This window comes from Neobacillus driksii (genome assembly GCF_013409995.1).
GTDB classification, from domain to species: Bacteria; Bacillota; Bacilli; order Bacillales; family Cytobacillaceae; genus Neobacillus; species Neobacillus driksii.
Window position 1 is genome coordinate 117,471 of sequence record NZ_JACCBX010000016.1, and the last position, 22,477, is coordinate 139,947.

Genomic DNA, 22,477 nt, shown 5'->3' on the forward strand with positions numbered 1-22,477 from the left:
AAACGAACTATAATTAGAAAAGAATAATTTTTTTATTTTTTTAATGTTCCTTTTATTTTACTTGAGACTCATGTATACTAAAACCAAATTGAATAGAAATAACTAGGGGAGTCCAATAAGGTGGGCTGAGAGAGAAACACGTTGAAGTTTCTTGACCCTTTGGACCTGATCTAGATCATACTAGCGTGGGGAAGTTAGAAAAAAGTCATCATGTATTGATAAACTTCTACATACAAAGCCGGTCCATCCTTTTTTGGACTCGGCTTTTTTTATGTATTTCATTACTTTGCCTCCACTCGTTTTGTTCTAGATCTCGACCTTTAATTTTAAAAAAAAGGGAGAGATTTACTCTATGTCAACATCTTCATTAAACGAAAAACGCATTTCCATCATGTCTAGCTTTTCAGGTAGCAAAAAGGTTTATGTCGAAGGCTCAAGACCCGATATCCAGGTACCAATGCGGGAAATTGAACTTAGTCCGACAACAGGTACCTTTGGTGAAGAAGAAAATCCACCAATTCGAGTCTATGATACAAGTGGGCCTTATACGGATGCTGATTATTCAGTAGATATTACAAAAGGTCTTCCTGCTCTTCGAAGCTCATGGATTCATGAACGAGGGGATGTTGAGGAATATGAAGGAAGAGAAATTAAGGCTGAAGACAATGGATATAAGGATGAGAAAGATCCCCGTGCTAGTCATAACGTTTTTCCTGGTTTAAAGCGTAGACCGTTACGTGCAAAAAAAGGGAGAAATGTCACACAGCTTCATTATGCAAAGAAGGGTATTATCACTCCTGAAATGGAATTTATCGCATTAAGGGAAAATATGAAACCTGAATTTGTGCGTGAAGAAGTTGCAAGAGGGCGGGCAATTATTCCTTCCAATATCAATCATCCAGAGGCAGAGCCTATGATCATAGGACGTAATTTCCATGTTAAAATCAACGCAAATATTGGGAATTCTGCTGTTTCATCATCCATCGGAGAAGAGGTCGAAAAAATGACATGGGCCACACGTTGGGGTGCTGATAATATTATGGACCTATCAACAGGTAAAAACATTCATACAACAAGGGAATGGATTATTCGCAATTCGGCTGTTCCTGTAGGAACCGTTCCTATCTACCAAGCACTTGAAAAAGTAAACGGTATTGCCGAAGATCTAACATGGGAGGTTTATCGTGATACCTTAATTGAGCAAGCCGAGCAAGGCGTGGATTACTTCACCATTCATGCTGGTGTTCTTTTGCGATTTGTTCCGTTAACAGCAAAGCGTCTAACGGGTATTGTATCCCGAGGTGGATCAATTATGGCACAATGGTGTCTCCACCACCATAAAGAAAATTTTTTATATACTCATTTTGAAGAAATCTGTGAAATCATGAAAACATATGATGTTGCATTCTCTTTAGGAGATGGATTACGTCCTGGTTCAATTGCAGATGCCAATGATGAAGCACAATTCGCGGAATTAGAAACTCTAGGAGAACTAACAAAAATTGCTTGGGAGCATGATGTACAAGTAATGGTTGAAGGTCCAGGACACGTACCTATGCACCTTATAAAAGAAAACATGGACAAACAACTGGAGATTTGTAAGGAAGCGCCTTTCTATACTCTTGGCCCACTTACAACTGACATAGCTCCCGGCTACGATCATATTACATCTGCGATTGGTGCAGCCATGATTGGTTGGTACGGTACGGCTATGCTTTGTTATGTAACACCAAAAGAACATTTAGGTTTACCAAACCGAGACGATGTACGTGAAGGTGTTATAACTTATAAAATAGCTGCACATGCTGCTGATTTAGCAAAAGGACATCCAGGCGCACACAAGAGAGATGATGCCTTATCAAAGGCTCGTTTCGAATTCCGTTGGAGAGATCAGTTCAATTTATCGTTAGACCCTGAACGAGCTTTGGAATATCATGATGAGACGTTACCTGCAGAAGGTTCAAAAACCGCACATTTCTGTTCAATGTGTGGACCAAAGTTTTGCAGCATGAGAATTTCTCAAGATATTCGTAATTACGCGAAAGAAAACAAGCTTGATACGAATGAAGCTATCGAAAAGGGGATGAAGGAAAAAGCTTCAGAGTTTAAACAATCTGGGGGTAACATTTATCAATAAAACAAAAGGACAATACATATTAGTCGTACTAAAATATGTATTGTCCTTTATTTATAAAGAAGTTTTGATAATTTTCGCTAGCTTAATATATATGCACAAACGGTTCAGCTTCATTAGCTTTACGGACGATTAATGCCTCAGGTCCGTCAACAGATGTAACACTTACGGACACCGATATATAATTTGGAAAATGCTCAAGGACAAGTCCTGTCACATATTGAGTAAACCCAATGGCTTCAGATTTCCCATAGAACTGAATCGGAATGGTAATATCTAAATCAGTAAATTGATCCCCAATATAAAAGGCGCGGCCAATAACACCATTAAAGTTTGGAAAATACTCCTCTACATCCTGCTTAAAGTTCAAAAATGCAGTTACATCATCACGGTGTGCCTCTTGTGCCTCAGTAGATGGAAATAAGAAATATTTTTCATTTACTGGTTCCCAGGTATTAATTGTTGAGCTTCCTTTATCGACATTGGTGTAGGTAAAAAAGGTGCCAGGCACCACAGATGATTTGCTTTGCTGCTCAAATAAACCAATGGTAATCGGAACATCCTTTAAATTTTTCATGGTTCGCAGACGTTTAAGAACCTCTTCGGCAATCTTTTTCCCTTCCCGTTCCATTTCAGCAAACTCTATCTTCCGCTCAAAGTAGGGTTCACCCACTGCAGTACGAAAATAATGGACAGAATTTAGTGCTAGCCCAATTACGACACCGCCCAATTTGACCGTATCATTATCTCCTTTGATGAGATAATCATGTTCTAAAATATGGGCTAAATAAATCGGACTATTATTATTCCCTTGCTGAAAATCTGCACCGTCCTCCATAAGCGGGTTTAAACCAATGTTTTCTTCTTCCTTTAGTCCCTCTGCACTTAATTGTGCCGGTGTAAATTTTCGGTTTAACCACAATCTAACCGTATTACGCTTTAACTCTTGTCCTTCACGGAACAAATAGGTTTTAGGATCGAATTGATGCTGAGCAATCCTCATCAATCCTGTTTCAAATTCATTAATGTCATATCGAGTATTGATATTTCCAACTATTAATCCGCGTGCTTCCCCAGGCTCGAACGGTAAAATCGTCCGATAATAGTTGTCGGAAATATTATATTTCGGAATAATTGCTTTCTCATCCGCCTTTTCTTTTGTTTGGACAACATTCTCCTGCTTTTGAAAGTTCGGTGCACATCCACTAAGCAGTAAGAAAAGGGAAAGAGCGAGCAATGAAAGTTTTTTCACTTTGATTACACCTCTTATTTATTTAATTCTACCAAGAGCTTCTCCTCGTCCCACACTTCAATTCCCAGTTCCTCGGCCTTGGTAAGCTTCGAACCAGCATCTTCACCAGCAATAACAAGATGTGTTTTTTTGCTGACACTTCCAGATACATTTCCTCCAAGGGCTTCAATCTTCTCCTTGGCTTCATTTCTAGAGAGTTGTTCCAGTTTCCCAGTCAGAACAACTGTCTTCCCTGCAAAGATACTGTTAGATTCTTCTACAGAAACTGGTTTTGCCCCTTTATATGCCATATTAACTCCTGCAGAAGCAAGTTCCTTTATCAGTTCCATGGCCTCTTCTTGGTCGAAAAATGCCACAATAGAATCTGCCATTTTATCGCCAATTTCATTGATCGCAATCAGGTCTTCTTTTGTTGCAGCAGCCAGTTTGTCCATCGTATCAAAGCTTTGCGCAAGTGTTTTTGCAGCTTTTGCACCAACATGGCGTATACCGAGACCAAATAATAGCTTTTCTAATGAATTAGTTTTAGATGATTCAATTGCTTTTAACAGATTTGTAACTGATTTTTCACCCATTCTTTCTAAGGCTATTAACTGTTCATAGGTTAGTTTATAAATATCAGCAACATCCGAGATTAATTTTTCCGCAAAAAGCTGGCTGATTACTTTTTCCCCTAGACCCTCAATATTCATCGCATCACGAGATACAAAATGAATCAAACCTTCACGGATTTGCGCCGGGCATTTAGGATTAATACAACGTAACGCCACTTCCCCTTCAAGTCGGACAAGTTCGCTTTCGCACTCCGGACAATGTGTAGGCATTTGGAAATCACGTTCATCCCCAGTACGTTGTTCTGCCAATACATTGACCACTTCTGGAATGATGTCTCCAGCTTTTTTAACCACGACTTGATCGCCAATCTTAATATCCTTTTCGCGAATTAAGTCTTCATTATGCAAAGAGGCACGTCCAACGGTGGTACCAGCTACCTTCACCGGCTTAAGTATCGCCGTCGGTGTAACAACACCGGTCCTGCCAACACTTAATTCAATATCTAATAGAGTTGTCACGACTTCTTCGGCAGGGAATTTATAGGCAATCGCCCAGCGTGGACTTTTCGCCGTTGTTCCAAGTTTACCTTGGTGCTCGTAGGAATCTACCTTAATAACAATGCCATCTATTTCATATGGTAAATGCGGGCGCTTATCGACCCAGCTACTAACATACTCGATTACCTCGTTTATTGTCGGGCACTTTCGACGCTCTTTATTTGTTTTAAAACCAAGATGGTCTAGGTAATCCAGCCCTTCACTATGGGATGCTGCATTTATATCGCCGCCGCCGATTCCATATAGAAAAACATCAAGATTCCTTGTTGCAGCAATTTTCGGATCCAGCTGTCTTAATGACCCAGCAGCTGCATTTCTTGGATTTGCAGCCAGCTCTTCACCTCGTTCTTCCTTTGCTTTATTTAATGCTTCAAAGGAACGCTTCGGCATATAAGCTTCACCGCGAACTTCTAATGTTGCATTTTCACGTAAGCGGAGAGGGATGGATTTAATGGTTTTTAAATTTGCTGTAATATCCTCACCAATGGTTCCGTCTCCTCTTGTTGCTCCTTGAATAAACAAGCCATTTTCATAGCGCAAAGAGACAGCGAGACCATCAATCTTTAATTCACAAACATAGGAGACATCATCACCGACGGCCTGACGAACACGTCGGTCAAAATCTTTTAAATCCTGTTCGTTAAAGGCATTACCCAAGCTTAGCATTGGTGTTCGGTGCTCTACTTTTTCAAATAAGTCCAGCACATCGCCGCCAACACGCACAGATGGTGAATCTAGCGTTTTTAATTCTGGGAATTTTGCCTCTATCTCTAACAGTTCCTGCATTAAACGATCATATTCTGCATCAGGTACGGAAGGTTGATCAAGCACGTAATATTCGTAGCCATATTGATTTAATAGGCTTCTTAGTTCATTGATTTTCAGTTCCGCTGTTTGAAGGTCCATATATCCAGCCCTTTCATTGTAAAATAATACGAGAATAGCCCCATAACAGGGGCAATTCTTTTTTTGTCTAGCAGAGCTTCAACGCCTAGGAGCTTGCGCTTTTCTTTATACTTTTTTGGTTATAGGAGCAAATTTAGCCAGCAGGCGTTTAATTCCGGTCGGGCTTGGGAAGGCAATGTCGAGCTCTGTTCCTTCGCCTTCTCCTTTCACACTTACTACTGTTCCAATTCCCCATTTACCATGTTCAGCTTTATCGCCGACTTTCCAGCCGACAGTATCCCCGCCAGTAGAAGCGGCTATAGGTCTCATAACTGGTTTTCTAGTAACTGGTGTACCGAAGGATGTTCCGTTTGTACCAGATGTGCTTCGTCCAAAAGAGGTTCCAGTTGATCCAGAGGCGCTTCGTCCAAACGATGTTCCACCTCTTGATCCAAACGTAGTATTCCTACGTTCCTCTTTTTCTACGCCTTCTAAGAGTTCCTCAGGAATTTCACGGATAAACCGGGATGCTGGGTTCATGCTTGTGCGCCCGAACAAAGTTCTCATCTGCGCATTTGTCAGGAATAAGGTCTGCTCCGCTCGAGTAATTCCTACGTATGCTAAGCGGCGTTCTTCCTCCATCTCAGCTTCTTCCATTAATGAACGGCTGTGAGGGAATACCCCTTCTTCCAATCCAATTAAAAAGACAACTGGAAATTCTAATCCTTTTGCAGAGTGCAAAGTCATAAGAGTAATGGAGTCTGTTTTTTCACCGTCTTCATCCAAAGAATCGATATCAGCAACTAATGCCAAATCAGTTAAAAAAGCTACTAAGCTCTTATCTTCATTCACTTCTTCAAAATTCTTCGTTACAGATAATAATTCGTCTAAGTTCTCTAATCTGCTCTGGGCTTCAATTGATTTCTCTGCCTTCAGCATTTCACGATAACCAGACTTATCTAAGATATCCTCAACCAGTTCCGTTACAGATAGAAACTCTTGCATTTGCGTATAGTTTTTAATTAAATCTCTAAATTCCCTGGCACCCTTGGTGATTTTCGGACTTAATCCTAGCAACTCAACAGAATCCAGCGCTTCAAAAATAGATATATCGTGCATTGCCGCAAAGTTCGCCATTTTATCTACTGAGCTAGATCCGATTCCACGTTTTGGCACGTTAATAATTCGCTGTAGACTAATATCATCATCATTATTAGCAATGAGCCTTAAATAAGCAAGCATGTCCCTGATTTCTTTTCTGTCATAGAACTTGGTACCGCCGACAATGCTGTATTCAATATTTGATTTTAACAGCACTTCCTCCATTACACGGGACTGAGCGTTAGTCCGGTAAAGGATCGCAACGTCCGAAAGTTTGTACTTGCCTTCGCGTGTTAATTCTTTAATTTTACCCGTAACGAACTGTGCTTCTCCTTGCTCACTGTCTGCACGATAGTAAACGAGTTTATTACCTTCTGGATTTTCGGTCCAAAGATTCTTAGCTTTTCGGGTTACATTATTTTCGATAACCTTATTCGCTGCTAGAAGAATCCTTTTTGTAGAACGATAGTTTTGCTCAAGTAAAATGACTTTTGCATCCGGATAATCTTTTTCAAAAGAAAGGATGTTAGCAATATCCGCTCCACGCCAGCGATAAATCGACTGGTCAGAATCCCCGACTACGCATAGGTTCTTAAAACGGTTTGCAAGAAACTTGACTAGCATATACTGTGCTCTGTTTGTATCCTGATACTCATCGACGTGAATGTATTGAAACTTTCGCTGATAATATTCAAGCACCTCTGGTACACGCTGGAACAATTGGATTGTCATCATAATTAAGTCATCAAAGTCGAGTGCTTGATTTTTTCGCAATCGTTTTTGATATTCAGTATATACATCGCTGACAGTTTGTTCGAAATAGCCTCCAGCCGTTTTTGCATATTCTTCCGGGTCAATTAACTCATTTTTTGCCGAGCTGATCGCGCCTAAAATCGCACGTGGATCATATTTTTTAGGATCAAGGTTCTTATCCTTGAGGATTCCTTTTACCACAGATTGCTGGTCGCCTGTATCCAAAATCGTAAAGTTACGGTTAAAGCCCATTCTGTCGATGTCTCTGCGCAGTATTCTCACACACATCGAGTGAAACGTGGAAATCCAAATTTCCTCGGCAGCTCCGCCCATCATTTTTCCGATACGTTCTCTCATTTCGCGGGCAGCTTTATTTGTAAAGGTAATCGCTAAAATGTTATAAGGATTTACGCGTTTTTCCACAATTAAATAAGCAATACGATGCGTTAGTACTCTCGTTTTACCACTACCTGCACCAGCCATAAGTAAAAGCGGGCCGTCCGTTGCTTTTACTGCATTTTGTTGTTCTGGGTTTAAGCCATTTAAAAGCTTTTCCGATAAGTATTGCAATTCCTTCACCACCATACCAAACATTTGTTCTTATTTTAACTCTTTCTATCCATTTAAGCAAATTTTCACCGAACACTTTTTACTGTTGCTAAAGCTTGTTCGATATCATCATAAATGGCGTTTCCAACCACAATGACATCCGCATGCTCAGCCATTTCGGCTGCTTGTTGAAGCGTTGAAATTCCCCCTCCATAAAACAGAACCGTTTCCTCAAGGGTTTTCTTCACTTCAGCTACCACTTCTACATCTCCATATCTACCGCTATATTCAAGATAAAAGATTGGTAAATGAAACATTTTCTCTGCCATCATCGCATACGCCTTTACTTCTTCTGTTGAAGCATGTGCATTGGCAGACGTCAATTTTGCGGCTTTGCAATCTTCGTTCAAAATGCAGTAGCCTTCCATGACAATTTCTTCCCAATCCATAATTTCACCAAATTCATTAACTGCCTGATGGTGCAGTCCAGTGATCCACTTTGTATCATTGCTATTTAAAATTGTCGGAATAAAATAAAGGTCAAATCCAGGGGTAACTACATCAATACTTGAAACTTCGAGGACACAAGGAACGGTGTAGCGGCGAATTCGCGCCATTAGATCAAGGACTTTTTCCAGGGTTACCCCATCTGTACCTCCAACCATTACCGCGTCTGTTCCAGATTCGCATATTCTTTCTAACTGTTCATCACTTATCTCTTTATTTGGATCGAGTTTAAACACATGGCGCCACTCGTGAAAATCGTACATCCCAAGATCCTCCCATTCATCGTACATTACACCATTATAGCATTAGCCACTTAGATAAAAAAAGAAAACACTAATTTCATTAATAGAAATTCTATCCATAAAAAAACCGAAGAACGATGTCTTCGGTTTCATTTATTTCTCTTCGGTTACGTTTTCTGTTTTGATTCGCTCTAATACCATTTCATACGTATCATTACCGAAGTTTAAGCAGCGCTTCACACGAGAGATCGTTGCTGTGCTCGCACCTGTTTCAGTCTCAATTTTATGATAGGTATTTCCTTCACGCAGCATTCTTGCTACGTCTAAACGTTGTGCCAATGATTGAATTTCGTTAATGGTACATAAATCATCAAAGAAGCGATAGCATTCTTCAAGGTCCTTCAGTGAAAGAACAGCTTGGAATAATTGGTCAAGCTCTTTTCCACGTAACTTATTAATTTGCATGTATTTTACCCCTTTAAGTAGTTAAGATTATTTTACATTAAATGTAACACTCGATTGGAGTCCAGGATTCGACGGAACCACGTTGACCCAAGTCTTTCCTTGAACATACGGGACAACTTTTCCATCTCTTATCGGAACAATTAAGCCATTATCATTTTTCCATTCTACTTCCATTACCTTACCCTTTTGCAGTAAGTAACCAGATCCCCCTGATTGTAGATCAATTTCCTTATGTGCAACATCATCAATGACTTGATGAGTAGTCTCAATAATAAACAAATTATCTAACAGAATCGGTTCTTTTGACTCATAATCTATGGTTTGATCCCCATCAGAGAAGCGCTTGTATTTTCCAATTGACTCATCATACTCGTAGGTGGAATTGAAAACCCCGGTGGAAGAATATGAAATCATTACTGAACTCGCTTCGTCCCCGGTAACTGATTTACTATCTTCCTCTGATAAAAACTGAAACTCAGGCGGAGACTGATTCATCGAGTAATGTTTTTCCTTGGCACCTTTTAAGACATTCTCATACGTAATATAGGAGTTATGAGGTGCATCTCGGAAGCTGGCTCTTTTAAACAATGTACCGTCATAGACCATACCATTTAAATTATCAACAAAATCACTTTCGAGCAATTCTCTTGCCTCTTCACTATAGCCGTGTGCGATAAAAAGAGCATCCAGACCTTTTGCCAGATCAATGTAGTAGTCCCTCGCACTTCGAACGGGACCCATATTACCTGGTTTTTCACTTTGGAAAACAGCAAGGAATCGAGTAACATCACCTTCTGCTAGAAGTTCATATACAATATCCGCTTTGTTTAAGCCAGATTGAGGTCGCGCTTTTGGATGATTATTAATCATAACCGCCACTGCTCTTCCATCTGTCTTAGTCTCTGAACCCACCCCTGTTAATGGGAAGTGATAAGGGAGTTCTTTCACTACCTCTTCCTGTATTACTTCTTCAACTTCTTCCTTTACTGGCTCTTTTGCTCCATTAGCCTTTTCTTTATTGTTGCAACCGGAGAGCAATAAAAGAACTGCTGTTACGGCAACAGCCCATTTCTTCATTTTCTTATAACACTCCTATCGTCTTTTCTCAGAAGCGGTTTTATCCATATAATTACTTTTATAGTTTAACGCATTATCGACGGAAAGAGAACAGTTTTGTTCATTACATCGTACATACCCTGTTGGGTGATTCGTATATAGGGTAAATGAGTAGCCGAAAAGAATAATAAACTGTACACAGGATCTGAGAAGGAATACCCACGATTCTTTAATTCAACCAGTAATTTCTTTTCTTCATTCATTAGTTCCTTAATCGGAAGATTTGACATATTTCCGTTCAGTTTTAATGGAATCTCACATACCACTTCCTCTTCCTCGACCATGACGATACCGCCGCCTAACTCCTTCATCCTCTCGAAAGCAGTAAGCATATCACGTTTATTTTTTCCAATTAAGATAATGTCACCTGTATTGGAAAATGAGCTTGCCAGTGCAGATAGATTTGAAGCAAATCCCTTTAATAATGTATTGATCCTCCACTTGCCATTCCTGTCTAGCAGAGAAAAGAAACACTCATCATGGTCTTTTGACAATTCATCACATGAGGCATCAATGGCAATGGAGTACGGCTTCGTAATAACCGAATTCTCCATCTTAATTCCAAATGGCATTGAAAATTGTAAATCGTCAATACTTAGGTTCCAGTTCAGTTCCATTGGTTTAAGACCATAATCTTCCCAATTAATTGAGTGATAAGCCTCAACCACTTGCCCTTCGCGTTTTACCCACTTACCTTTGGCCAGCACAGAATGAGGTGTTGGATCCTCAATACTCGAAAGGAAGTTGATATTTGCAACACGGCCAGTTGCAATATTACCATGTAAATGATCAATATTGTAATAACGTGCAATATTCACCGTAGCCATATTATAGGCATCAATTACTGGTACACCTTTTTCAATGGCAATCCGAATCATTTGGTCGGTGATACCTTGTTCATAAAATGTCGATGTTGAGCCATCTGTGTTAAACATTAAACGATCATAGGCTTGAATTCCTAAACGTTTCATATCATCAAGTAAATTTGGCAGATCAGGACGAATGGAGGAATATCTCAATGAAACCATATATCCCTGCATTAATCGGTCATATACTTCTTCACCTGTCATCGCTTCATGGTCACTATCTGCCCCTAGCAGAATCATTTTTGCTAATGTTTTCTCTGAAGCACCAGGAAAATGTCCTTCAATTTTTTTGTTCAACCGTTTCGTCTCTTGAATCCAATGCAGCATCATATCATCGCCGTCTAACAATTTAGGCCAGCCAGTCAATTCACCGCCTTGGAGAACAGTGTCATGCTCTAACCATGATTTAATATTGCTATGTGAAAAAACATCTTCCTCATTTAAGATTTCCGTTTGCGGATCAAACCGGCACCACCAATACATAGTAGTCGGGATGGAACGTAAGTCCTTCAGTAAAGAAAACGCTTCCTTTTTCTTTAAATGCATAATCAATGACATATTGTCATTGATTATTGTCGTTGTTCCAAATTGTGATGCATAGGCCGCCAGAGTATGGGGATTATATAATTGATAAGGATGGGCATGTGGCTCGATATACCCTGGAACAAGAATTTCATTTGTACAGTCAATGATTTCACAGTTTTCCAATTTCGGCGGTAAATTCTCGCCAACATAGACAATCCGATCTTCATATATCCAAATATTCGCGCGCATCCACTGGCGAAATGTCTGATTTAAATATAAGGCATTTTTTAATAAAATGGTTGGTGAAGTTTTTCCATCTAAAACGGATACATGCATGCGTAAATGTTTATTTTTCCATCGATAACGTTGATCGAGCATACGATACCCTCCCTTTCTTAGAAGCTATTTATCTAGTAAGAATGTTGATTTCTCAATAAAGAAAGCCCTTACAAAATTAATCCATCTCTATACTATCATATTTTATTGTTTAACGCATTAAAGAATTGGATAATTGCTGTAAAAATATCGTGAAGGAGTGAACAATGTGAATGTTACTAAAAATATCGGAATCCTGAATGCATTAATGAGGATTACAATCGGGCTTACCATCCTTTCTTGGAGTACAGCTAAAATGGTGAAGTTTCCTTGGAGAGATTCCTATTTATTTATTGCCATTTGTGGAGCAATGAAGGTGGCGGAGGGTATAGTCCGTTTTTGCCCTGTGACCGCGCTATATGAAAGATACCAGGAAATGGAAAAGGAAAAACCAATGGCACTCGGTGATGGGTCAAATCATGGCGAAGTTGATGAGGTACTGCCATATAACCCAACCTAAATTTATACGCTTTTTTCAATAAGGGTTACGGATTATCCGGAATCGTGCCCTGCTCTTTGATTTTTTAGAGTTTGTGGTAACGATTCGCTGCGAATCGTGCCCTTCTCCTCGACTTTTTGGAGTTTACAGTAACGATTCTCCACAAATCGTGCCCTTCTCCTCGACTTTTTGGAGTTTACGGTAACGATTCTCTACTAATCGCGCCCCTTTCACCGATTTATCGGTACCACGGGAACGAATAGCAGAAAATGAAAAAAAATTAGGGCTGACCGTGGTTGGCCAGCCCTTGAAAGGAAGGTAATCTATCATGTTTTGGGAATATTTATTAGACATGTCGTTTGTACTTATCAGCTTAATCGGCAGCATTGTGGCTCTTTTATTTGTATTTATCCGCCGCTCTAACAGAAGACGCGCCCGATAGCCTTGAAGCCGATATCCCTTCGATAAAAAACTCCGTCACAGGATAATTTTTCAAGCTCTCGGTAGACATTATCTTGCGCTTCCTTTAAAGTCAAGGCCTTCGCACCAACTAAGAGAACTCTGCCCCCAGCAGTTTCAAATTCACCAAGTGTATTTTTATTTGTTCCTGCATGGAAGGTATAGACTTCATTCGAGAAATCCGTTAAGCCTTTAAGAACAGCACCTTTTTCATAAGTTTCTGGATACCCTTTGGCTGCGACAACAACTCCAACCATCGACTGTTCATCCCAAACTAACTCTGGGGTGCCTCCGGCTAATACATCTAAGATAGTCTGGACTAAATCAGATTTTAACCTTGGTAAGATTACTTGTGTTTCCGGGTCGCCAAAGCGGGCATTAAACTCAATGACCTTTGGCCCTTTTTCACTCGCAATTAAGCCTGCATAAAGAATCCCACAGAAGCTTCTTCCTTCTTGAACCATTGCTTTTGCCGCAGGCTTAAGGATTGTTTCAATTGCCGTTTCAACTGTCTCATTGGCGATATGAGGGACAGGTGAATATGCACCCATTCCTCCTGTATTAGGACCTTTATCACCATCATAAGCACGTTTATGATCTTGGGCGATTTCTAGCGGTATAACCACTTCCCCATTCACAAACGCCATTAGGGAAAATTCCTCACCGCTCAAAAACTCCTCAATAACTACCCGTGCTGAAGCTTCACCAAATTTTTGGCCAACCAGCATTTCTTCCGTACTTTGTAACGCCTCTTCTAGTGTTAATGCTACTGTAACACCTTTTCCTGCTGCTAATCCGTCGGCTTTGATTACAATAGGAGCGCCTTTTTCTTCAATATATTTCTTTGCTTCCTCGTAGTTGGTGAATACAGCATAGTCAGCCGTAGGAATCTCATATTTTCTCATGATTTCCTTTGCGAATGATTTACTTCCTTCGATTTCGGCTGCTAATCGTCGCGGTCCAAACACAGCAAGACCTTCGGCTTCAAATTTATCTGCTAACCCTTCAAGTAGGGGAACTTCTGGTCCGATAATGGTTAAACCTATGCCTTTTTCTTTCGCGAAGTGAATCAGTTGTTCATGGTTACTTTCGTCGATCGCAACTCGTTCTGCGACATCTTCCATCCCGTGGTTACCAGGAGCGACAAATACTTTTTCTACAAGCGTGCTTTCACTTACCTTTCGGCACAGTGCATGTTCTCTTCCGCCTCGACCAATAATTAGAACCTTCATCCATCTCACCTCATTTTAATGTTTAAAATGTCTAACTCCGGTAAAGACCATAGCAATTCCATATTCATCCGCTTTTTTGATGGAATCTTCGTCACGAATGGAACCGCCTGGCTGAATGATTGCCGTGATTCCCGCTTTTGCCGCGGCTTCGACGGTATCATCCATTGGGAAAAAGGCATCTGAGGCGAGTGCTGCACCTGCAGCTTTTTCACCTGCTTGTTTTAAGGCGATTTCTGCCGCACCTACCCGGTTCATTTGACCTGCACCAATTCCAATTGTCATATCTTCTTTCGTCACGACAATGGCATTCGATTTCACATGCTTTACTACCTTCCAGCCAAGCTTTAATGCTTCCCACTCTTGCTCGGTTGGCTGTCTTTTTGTTGGTACAGAGATTGTAGCATTTTCTAATGTAAAGCGATCTTGTTCCTGAAGAAGCAGTCCGCCTTCGATGGTTGTCAACTTGTTCTCTGGCTTTTTTGCTCCTGAAAATGGAATTGTTAATAAACGTAGGTTCTTCTTCGCAGTTAAGATTGTTAATGCTTCCTCAGAAAAAGATGGAGCAATAATGATTTCTAAGAAAATCTCATGAAGCTTGCCAGCTGTCTGGGCATCCACTTCACTATTAAAAGCAATAATTCCGCCAAAAATAGAAACAGGATCTGCAGCAAATGCCTTTTCAAACGCGGTAAAACTGTTAGAACCTGTTCCAATTCCGCATGGATTCATATGTTTTACAGCAACTGCCGCAGGCTCTGTAAATTCTTTCACAATCTGCAGGGCAGCATCCGCATCGTTAATATTATTATAAGAAAGCTCTTTTCCATGAAGCTGCTCTGCATTAGCGATGGAAAACGTCGAACCTAGTGGCTTTTTATAAAAAGCAGCTTTTTGATGTGGATTTTCCCCGTAACGAAGCGATTGCTTCAGCTCGTATGTAACGGTTAATTTTTCAGGTGTTTCTTCCTGTGCAAGGTCAGTCATATATTCAGCGATTAATGCGTCATATGCTGCCGTGTGGCGGAAAACCTTTGCCGCTAGCTTTCTGCGGGTTTCAAGTGTTGTTTTACCCTCTGCCTTTAATTCTTCAATTACCTTAGAATAGTCAACGGGGTCTACGACTACTGTTACATATTGATGATTTTTTGCTGAAGCACGTAACATCGTTGGACCGCCGATATCAATATTTTCGATTGCGTCTTCAGTAGTTACATCTGGATTTGCGATGGTTTGTTGAAAAGGATAAAGGTTAACACAAACAATTTGAATAGGGTCAATGCGATGTTCTTGAAGCTGTTTTTGGTGTTGTTCGTCATCATGTTTCGCTAGTAAGCCCCCATGAATGAACGGATTTAACGTTTTAACACGTCCTTCTAATATTTCTGGAAAACCAGTAACATCACTTACTCCGAGAACAGGAACACCTTGTTCTTGAAGGGCTTTTTTCGTTCCGCCCGTTGAAATAATTTCAAAACCTAAGCTGACTAATTCTTTAGCAAATTCAAGAATACCATTTTTATCAGAAACACTAATAAGTGCGCGCTTTTTCGTCATGTTGAACTTCCCCTCTCGTTAACAGCATTTGCAGGATAGATGGATAAAGCTTATGTTCGATATTTTGTATTTTCTTTTGCAGACTCTCTCTTGTTTCCTTTTCACTAAGGCGGACGCGTTCCTGGACAATGATCGGTCCAGTGTCCATTCCTTCATCAACGTAGTGGATGGTAACGCCGCTCCAGTCCGCTTTCGCAGCCAATGCTTGACCAATAGCGTCTTTACCAGGAAAGGCCGGAAGAAGCGAAGGATGGATATTAACAATTCGTCCACCATATTCGCCGAGTAATGTCGGACCAATCAGCCTCATATAACCGGCCAGAACGATAAACTCGACGCCATAGCTTGCTAATTTCTCCAAAATAGCACTTTCATAAGCTTCCTTGGAACTATATTCCTTAGGAGTAAAAGCAAAAGTTGGGATACGAGCGGAATGGGCACGCCGGACCGCATATGCTTCCGGCTTGTCACAAACGAGGAGTGCGATGTCCGCTTCAAGTTCTCCCGATTTCACTACGTCAATAATCGCCTGAAAGTTGCTTCCGGTTCCTGAGGCAAAAACAGCAATCTTTCTCATCGGCGGCCACCGATACTAATGCCTTCTTCTGCCGTTACAACACCGATTTCATTGGCAGTTTCTCCGCATTGTTTTAAATGATCCATGAGGTCAGCCGCGATATCCTTATCAACTGCAATCACCATGCCGATACCCATATTAAAGATATTATACATTTCCTGCTGGTCGATTTGTCCAACAGTTGTAATTAAATTGAAAATCGGCGGGATGTCCCAGCTTTTTTCAAAGATGGCTGCTCCAAGTCCATTAGGAAGCATCCGAGGGATATTTTCAATAAAACCGCCTCCGGTAATGTGAGCCATCCCTTTTAAGTTGAACTTTTTCAACGCAGATAGAATCGGTTTTACATAGATTTTCGTTGGTTTTAATAATTCTTCGCCTAAGGTGCAGCCAAGCTCGTCAACATATTCCGTTAACGCCCAATTGTTAAACACCTTTCTTACGAGTGAATAACCATTGCTGTGTATTCCGCTTGAGGCTAATCCGATTAACACATCACCAGCCTGAATGGTTTCCCCTGTAATCAATCGGCTTTTTTCACAGGCTCCAACCGTAAAGCCAGCAAGATCATACTCATTTTCACTATATAATCCAGGCATTTCAGCTGTTTCTCCGCCGATAAGTGCACAGCCAGCCTGTTCACATCCATCAGCTATGCCCTTGACAATCGCCTCAATCTTTTCAGGCTTTGCTTTTCCGGTAGCAATATAGTCTAAAAAGAACAATGGTTCTGCGCCTTGAACAACGATATCGTTGACACACATCGCTACTGCGTCAATGCCAATTGTTTCATGCTGATCCATCCAAAAGGCAATCATCAGCTTGGTACCAACGCCATCTGTTCCTGATACAAGAACTGGTTCTTTTAAATTCAGTGACGATAGATCAAACATACCACCGAAGCCGCCAAGGCCACCTATTACGCCAGCTCGGGCTGTTTTTTGTACATGCTTTTTCATTCTCTCTACAGCCTCGTAGCCTGCTTCGATGTTTACGCCTGCCTGTGTATAAGCATTCGCCATGATGTTCCCTCCTATTTTTGGTAGTAATATTGGAGTGTATCTGGATAAATCTCAGTTGGGTAGTTACCAGTAAAGCAGCCGAGGCAAAAACCTTCTGTTCCGTCCGTTTTGACAATCGCTCCTACCATCCCTTCGGTACTAAGGAACGTTAAGGAATCAGCACCAATCAGCTGTCTAATTTCTTCCACTGATTTATCTGAAGCGATTAATTCTTCTTTCGATGATGTATCAATTCCATAGAAACATGGATTTTTAATTGGAGGTGAACTGATGACCACGTGCACTTCAGTGGCTCCTGCTTCTTTTAGCAAGCTGACAATCCTTCTGCTCGTTGTACCACGAACAATGGAGTCATCAACCATGACAACACGTTTACCTTCAACGACACCGCGAACCGCAGACAGCTTCATCTTTACCCCTTGCTCACGTAATGATTGAGTTGGCTGAATGAAGGTTCTACCGACATATTTATTCTTAATCAATCCCATCTCATAAGGGATTCCAGCTGCTTCTGCATAACCAATGGCCGCTGAAATACTTGAATCCGGAACTCCTGTTACGACATCCGCTTCAATTGGAGCTTCAACCGCTAATCTTTTTCCCATGTTCTTTCGAGCAGTATGAACATTGATCCCTTGAATGTTACTATCAGGTCTTGAAAAATAAACATATTCCATTGCACAAATTGACTTTGTTGAATTGAATGCAAACTGTTCAGAGGTTATTCCATCTTCATTGATGATTACTAATTCACCAGGTCTAATATCGCGGATGAATTCTGCCCCGACAACATCAAAGGCACAGGTTTCCGAAGCCACTACATATGCATTTCCAATACATCCGAGCGAAAGTGGTCTTAATCCATGAGGATCAAGGGCAACCATTAACTCCTTCTCTGTTAAAATTAAATACGCATAGGCTCCTTTTAACATAGAAAGTGCATTTTTCACCTGGTCCTTCAACTGGGGATAGCCGCTTCTCCTAATTAAATGGGCTAATACTTCGGTATCTGAGCTCGTTTGGAAGATACTTCCCTGTGTTTCGAGCTGGTGTTTTAAGAAATTGGCATTTACTAAATTACCATTATGAGCAAGTGCCAGGCTCCCAGTTTGGGAATGGAACAGCAAGGGCTGGACGTTCTCATAACCGCCGCCCCCTGCTGTCGCATAGCGAACATGCCCAATTGCCGAAGTACCTTTTAAGTCTTCCATCACGTTCTCTGTGAAAATCTCTGAGACTAATCCCTCACCTTTCACCACTTTAAGCTTATCTCCGTTAGATACGACAATCCCTGTACCCTCTTGACCGCGGTGCTGCAGGCTATGGAGTCCGTAATAGGTAAGCTGTGCAGAATCTGGATGTCCAAAGACACCAAAGACTCCGCACTCTTCGTTTAATCCCTTGATTTCAGCAAGCATGGGATAGCTCCTTTCCAGGCATCCTTCAATTCGTTCACAGAAGCTTCTAAAATCGTGTTATTTTCAAGCCTAACCTTTAATACGGCTGTATCATTTACTTCACCAATCAATTTGGCAGCTACTAAACTTTCAAACTCTGTTTGGTGTTCTTTTTTCACAGTTAATAAGAAACGGGATTGTGTTTCACTAAATAATGCAGTTACTGGGGTATCTTCAATCGTGATCGCTGCCCCAAGCTTTTCTTGGCCAAAAAGACTTTCAGCCACCGCTACACCCAGCCCGCCTTCAGAAAGGTCGTGTGCCGATTGAACCACTCCTGCACGAATAGCTGCTAACACTTGATTCTGTCTTTCTTTTTCTAGTTGTATATTAAGCTCCGGAGCTTTACCGAAAATCCGTCCGTTTTGCAGTTTCTGTAACTCACTGCCTCCAAACTCAGGCTTGGTTTCTCCAACTAAGTAAATAAGGTCGCCGCTATCCTTAAAGTTCTGAGTCGTAATATGATCAAGATCTGTTACTAACCCAACCATTCCGATTACCGGTGTTGGGTAAATCGCTGTTCCGCTTGTTTCGTTATATAAAGAGACGTTACCGCCAATAACAGGAGTATTAAGAACTCGGCAAGCCTCGCTGATTCCATCTGCTGCTTTTTCAATTTGCCAGAACACTTCTGGCTTTTCGGGATTTCCAAAGTTGAGGTTGTCAGTGATCGCTAATGGTTCCGCACCCGAACAAACAATATTTCGTGCTGCTTCAGCAACCGCAATTGCCCCGCCAACTTCAGGGTCTAAAAATACATAGCGTGAGTTACAATCAGTCGTCATCGCCAATGCCTTCTTGGTTCCGCGGATTCTAACAACAGAGGCGTCAGAGCCAGGTGCAACCACTGTATTCGTACGTACCATATAATCGTATTGGTTATACACCCATTCTTTGCTAGCAATTGTAGGCTGGCTAAGAAGTTGTTTCAATGTTTCCTTCAAATCTTTAACATTTGGAACTTCCACTTCAAGTGCTTGGAATTCCTGATAATAAATTGGTTCTTTTGATGGCTTATGATAAACAGGCGCGTCTTCAGCTAAAGCATCTACTGGAACATCTGCCACGATTTCGCCATGTTGCAGCAAACGCAGTTTTTTATCATCTGTTACTGTACCAATCGCAACTGCTTCAAGGTCATATTTTGTGAATAGATCTTTGATTTCCTGTTCTCTTCCCTTTGTAACAACAATCAGCATACGCTCTTGTGATTCTGAAAGCATCATTTCATATGCCGTCATACCTGTTTCACGCTGAGGAACGAGGTCTAAGTTCATTTCTATACCCATTCCCGCTTTACTTGCCATTTCAGCGGAAGAACTTGTTAATCCCGCAGCACCCATATCCTGAATACCGACAAGGGCATCTGATTGAATCAACTCAAGACAGGCTTCTAGTAAAAGCTTTTCCATGAATGGGTCGCCCACTTGTACCGCTGGGCGGTTTTCATCGGACTGGTCTGTTAATTCCTCAGAAGCAAAGGTTGCTCCATGAATACCGTCACGGCCTGTTTTTGCTCCAACATACATCACTGTATTGCCAACACCTTGGGCAAGACCTTTTTTAATATCTTTATGGTCAATTAAGCCTACACACATGGCATTTACTAACGGATTGCCTTCATAACATGGTTCAAATTGAATTTCGCCGCCAACAGTCGGAATCCCAATGCAGTTACCGTAGCCAGCGATTCCAGCTACAACTTCTTTAAACAAGTAGCGTACTCTTGCAGATTCATCAAGTTCACCGAATCGAAGTGAGTTTAATAATGCGATTGGACGGGCACCCATCGAAAAGATATCACGGATAATGCCGCCAACACCTGTAGCCGCCCCTTGATATGGCTCGATGGCTGATGGGTGGTTATGGCTTTCAATTTTAAACACAACTGCTTGATTATCGCCGATATCGACAATTCCTGCCCCTTCCCCAGGACCTTGAAGAACACGCTCACCTGTCGTTGGGAATTTTCTTAGGACTGGTTTAGAGTTTTTATAACTGCAATGCTCAGACCACATAACCGAGAAAAGGCCTGTTTCAGTGTAGTTCGGTGTCCGGCCAAGAATGTTTTCAATCTGGGTGAATTCTTCATCGGATAAGCCCATTTGCTGATAAAGTTTTTCTGTCTTTACTTGATCTGGTCTTGGTTCATGCTTTAACAACATTTGCTTCCCTCCAGCTTCTTACGATCGATTGAAATAATTTTAGTCCATCTGCTCCGCCTAGTAACTCATCAACGGCTCTTTCAGGGTGTGGCATCATCCCAAGGACATTTCCGTTTTCATTGATAATTCCTGCTATATCTTCTAAACTTCCGTTCGGGTTATCTTGGTAAGTAAACACGATTTGGTTATTTTCTTTAAGCTTAGCAAGCGTTTCTTCGTCACAATAGTAGTTACCTTCCCCATGAGCGACAGGGATTGAAATGGTTTCACCTTGCGCATAGGCAGCAGAGAACATCGTTTGATCGTTCACTACCTTTAAGTCAACCGGTTTACAGATAAATGATAGACTTTCATTTCGTCTCATGGCTCCAGGCAGTAATCCTGCTTCCAATAAAATTTGGAATCCGTTGCAGACACCTAGAATCGGTTTCCCTGCTTCTGCTGCTTTTACAACTGCCTGCATGACCTTACTAAAGCGTGCAATCGCTCCTGTACGTAGATAATCACCGTATGAGAAACCGCCAGGAAGTAAGATTCCATCAAACTCATCTAAGCTCTCAGTGTCATGCCACACATATTCAACCTGTTCACCAAGTTCATCCTTAATCGCATGGTACATATCGACGTCACAGTTAGACCCCGGAAAAACGATGACTGCAAACTTCACTGAGGAACACACTCCTCTACTTCATAACGGTAGTCTTCGATGACTGTATTTGCTAATAGCTTGCTGCAAATCTCATTGATTACTTCATCAAGGTCGCGCTCTGATTTTTCAATGGTTAGTTCCATATATTTACCGATTCGTACATCGGATACTTCTGGATAATTTAATGAATGCAGTGAATGAGTTACTGCTTTACCTTGTGGATCCAATACACTTTCTCTTAACGTCACATATACCTTTACCTTAAACATGCTGTTTTCCCCCTAATCTGGCTAAAATAGTCTCATACGCTTCTGTTAAACTACCAAGGTCGCGACGGAATACATCCTTATCGAGCTTTTCATTTGTCTTTTTATCCCACAATCTGCAGGTATCAGGTGAAATCTCATCCGCTAATAATATCTCGCCCTCATTGTCCTTACCAAACTCTAGTTTGAAGTCGATAAGATTAATGCCCAGCTCTGTAAAAAAGCTTGATAAAACTGTATTAATTTTTAGTGCTTTCTCTTTTAGAATGTTTAGTTCTTCTTCGGTTGCTAAGTTCAACTCGTAAACATGTTCAGTCGTTAATAATGGGTCGCCAAGGTCGTCATTTTTTAAATAAAACTCAACGAGCGGCTTTATTAATTCTTTACCTTCTTCGATTCCTAATCGCTTTGAAAGGCTTCCGGCAGCGATATTGCGAACGACAACTTCAAGCGGGATAATGGTGACCCTCTTCACCAGCTGCTCCGTTTCAGAAATACGCTTAATGAAATGAGATGGGATACCCTGTTCCTGAAGCTTTAAAAATAGCAAACTAGTAATTTCGTTGTTCAAACGCCCTTTACCTGTAATATCTGCCTTCTTTTGACCGTTGAAGGCTGTTGCAGAATCCTTATATTCAATCAAAACAGTTTGTTCTTCATCCGTGCTAAAAATTCGCTTCGCCTTTCCTTCATAGAGAAGTTCTCTCATATAGAATCACTCCTATTTCGCAATATTGGGAATCTTCAAAGTGAGAAGGGGCAGTACTACCCCTTC

At 41.1% G+C, this 22,477-nt stretch carries 19 protein-coding genes and 1 riboswitch; of the genes, 3 read left to right on the forward strand and 16 right to left on the reverse strand.

The genetic code is table 11. The features are described from left to right. Positions 1-94: 94 nt before the first annotated feature. Positions 95-209: riboswitch (TPP riboswitch) on the forward strand. 143 nt (positions 210-352) lie between these two features. After that, positions 353-2,137 carry a phosphomethylpyrimidine synthase ThiC gene (thiC, locus tag F4694_RS27430; protein WP_179603097.1) on the forward strand — a complete coding sequence of 595 codons (1,785 nt, stop codon included), beginning with the start codon at positions 353-355 and terminating at the stop codon, positions 2,135-2,137. 82 nt (positions 2,138-2,219) lie between these two features. Here the strand turns inward: thiC and F4694_RS27435 are convergent, their stop codons facing one another. The 7 genes from F4694_RS27435 to F4694_RS27465 form a co-directional block, all read right to left on the reverse strand. Then, positions 2,220-3,386 (reverse strand): CamS family sex pheromone protein, encoded by a 1,167-nt coding sequence (locus F4694_RS27435; protein ID WP_179603098.1) that lies wholly within the window; start codon positions 3,384-3,386, stop codon positions 2,220-2,222. 14 nt (positions 3,387-3,400) lie between these two features. Continuing rightward, entirely contained in the window at positions 3,401-5,404 is a 2,004-nt protein-coding gene (gene ligA, locus F4694_RS27440; protein ID WP_179603099.1) for an NAD-dependent DNA ligase LigA, read from the reverse strand. 105 nt (positions 5,405-5,509) lie between these two features. Continuing rightward, positions 5,510-7,807 carry a DNA helicase PcrA gene (gene pcrA, locus F4694_RS27445; protein ID WP_218895864.1) on the reverse strand — a complete coding sequence of 766 codons (2,298 nt, stop codon included), beginning with the start codon at positions 7,805-7,807 and terminating at the stop codon, positions 5,510-5,512. Between the two features lie 65 nt (positions 7,808-7,872). Then, positions 7,873-8,556 carry a heptaprenylglyceryl phosphate synthase gene (gene pcrB / locus F4694_RS27450; protein WP_179603100.1) on the reverse strand — a complete coding sequence of 228 codons (684 nt, stop codon included), beginning with the start codon at positions 8,554-8,556 and terminating at the stop codon, positions 7,873-7,875. Positions 8,557-8,688: 132 nt separating this feature from the next. Beyond that, positions 8,689-9,000, reverse strand: coding sequence for a YerC/YecD family TrpR-related protein (locus tag F4694_RS27455; RefSeq protein ID WP_179603101.1), 312 nt, complete (start codon positions 8,998-9,000; stop codon positions 8,689-8,691). 27 nt (positions 9,001-9,027) lie between these two features. Then, positions 9,028-10,077: a DUF3048 domain-containing protein gene (locus F4694_RS27460; protein WP_179603102.1), complete on the reverse strand. Its 1,050-nt coding sequence runs from the start codon at positions 10,075-10,077 to the stop codon at positions 9,028-9,030. A 65-nt stretch (positions 10,078-10,142) separates the two neighbouring features. Next, entirely contained in the window at positions 10,143-11,885 is a 1,743-nt protein-coding gene (locus tag F4694_RS27465) for an adenine deaminase C-terminal domain-containing protein (protein ID WP_179603103.1), read from the reverse strand. A 166-nt stretch (positions 11,886-12,051) separates the two neighbouring features. Between F4694_RS27465 and F4694_RS27470 the strand changes: the two genes are divergently transcribed. Together F4694_RS27470 and F4694_RS33050 are read left to right on the forward strand one after the other, a co-directional pair. Beyond that, a complete protein-coding gene (locus F4694_RS27470; RefSeq protein ID WP_179603104.1) occupies positions 12,052-12,342 on the forward strand; it encodes a YgaP family membrane protein in 291 nt (96 codons plus the stop codon). Between the two features lie 331 nt (positions 12,343-12,673). Then, on the forward strand, positions 12,674-12,763 hold the full coding sequence (locus F4694_RS33050) for an EYxxD motif small membrane protein (RefSeq protein WP_373459867.1): 90 nt from the start codon (positions 12,674-12,676) through the stop codon (positions 12,761-12,763). On the opposite strand, the gene purD is transcribed toward F4694_RS33050, so the two are convergent. From purD to purC, 9 genes are read right to left on the reverse strand one after another with little or no spacing between them, the layout of a single operon-like run. Next, complete coding sequence (purD, locus tag F4694_RS27475; protein WP_179603105.1) at positions 12,741-14,012, reverse strand: phosphoribosylamine--glycine ligase; 1,272 nt, start codon at positions 14,010-14,012, stop codon at positions 12,741-12,743. The genes F4694_RS33050 and purD overlap by 23 nt on opposite strands. A 15-nt stretch (positions 14,013-14,027) precedes the next feature. Then, the gene (gene purH, locus F4694_RS27480; protein ID WP_179603106.1) at positions 14,028-15,566 is read right to left on the reverse strand and encodes a bifunctional phosphoribosylaminoimidazolecarboxamide formyltransferase/IMP cyclohydrolase; all 1,539 of its coding nucleotides are present in this window, start codon (positions 15,564-15,566) and stop codon (positions 14,028-14,030) included. Continuing rightward, positions 15,541-16,143, reverse strand: a complete 603-nt coding sequence (purN, locus tag F4694_RS27485) for a phosphoribosylglycinamide formyltransferase (protein ID WP_179603107.1) — start codon at positions 16,141-16,143, stop codon at positions 15,541-15,543. Before purN ends, purH begins: the two co-directional genes overlap by 26 nt. Continuing rightward, a complete protein-coding gene (purM, locus tag F4694_RS27490; RefSeq protein WP_179603108.1) occupies positions 16,140-17,165 on the reverse strand; it encodes a phosphoribosylformylglycinamidine cyclo-ligase in 1,026 nt (341 codons plus the stop codon). Before purM ends, purN begins: the two co-directional genes overlap by 4 nt. An 11-nt stretch (positions 17,166-17,176) precedes the next feature. Further along, on the reverse strand, positions 17,177-18,583 hold the full coding sequence (purF, locus tag F4694_RS27495; protein WP_179603109.1) for an amidophosphoribosyltransferase: 1,407 nt from the start codon (positions 18,581-18,583) through the stop codon (positions 17,177-17,179). Continuing rightward, positions 18,559-20,787, reverse strand: coding sequence for a phosphoribosylformylglycinamidine synthase subunit PurL (gene purL, locus F4694_RS27500; protein WP_179603110.1), 2,229 nt, complete (start codon positions 20,785-20,787; stop codon positions 18,559-18,561). The genes purF and purL overlap by 25 nt, the downstream gene beginning before the upstream one ends. Then, positions 20,771-21,454 carry a phosphoribosylformylglycinamidine synthase subunit PurQ gene (gene purQ, locus F4694_RS27505; protein ID WP_179603111.1) on the reverse strand — a complete coding sequence of 228 codons (684 nt, stop codon included), beginning with the start codon at positions 21,452-21,454 and terminating at the stop codon, positions 20,771-20,773. Before purQ ends, purL begins: the two co-directional genes overlap by 17 nt. Next, positions 21,451-21,705, reverse strand: a complete 255-nt coding sequence (gene purS / locus F4694_RS27510; RefSeq protein WP_063254695.1) for a phosphoribosylformylglycinamidine synthase subunit PurS — start codon at positions 21,703-21,705, stop codon at positions 21,451-21,453. Before purS ends, purQ begins: the two co-directional genes overlap by 4 nt. Beyond that, entirely contained in the window at positions 21,698-22,411 is a 714-nt protein-coding gene (gene purC, locus F4694_RS27515) for a phosphoribosylaminoimidazolesuccinocarboxamide synthase (protein ID WP_179603112.1), read from the reverse strand. Before purC ends, purS begins: the two co-directional genes overlap by 8 nt. Between the last annotated feature and the right edge of the window lie 66 nt (positions 22,412-22,477).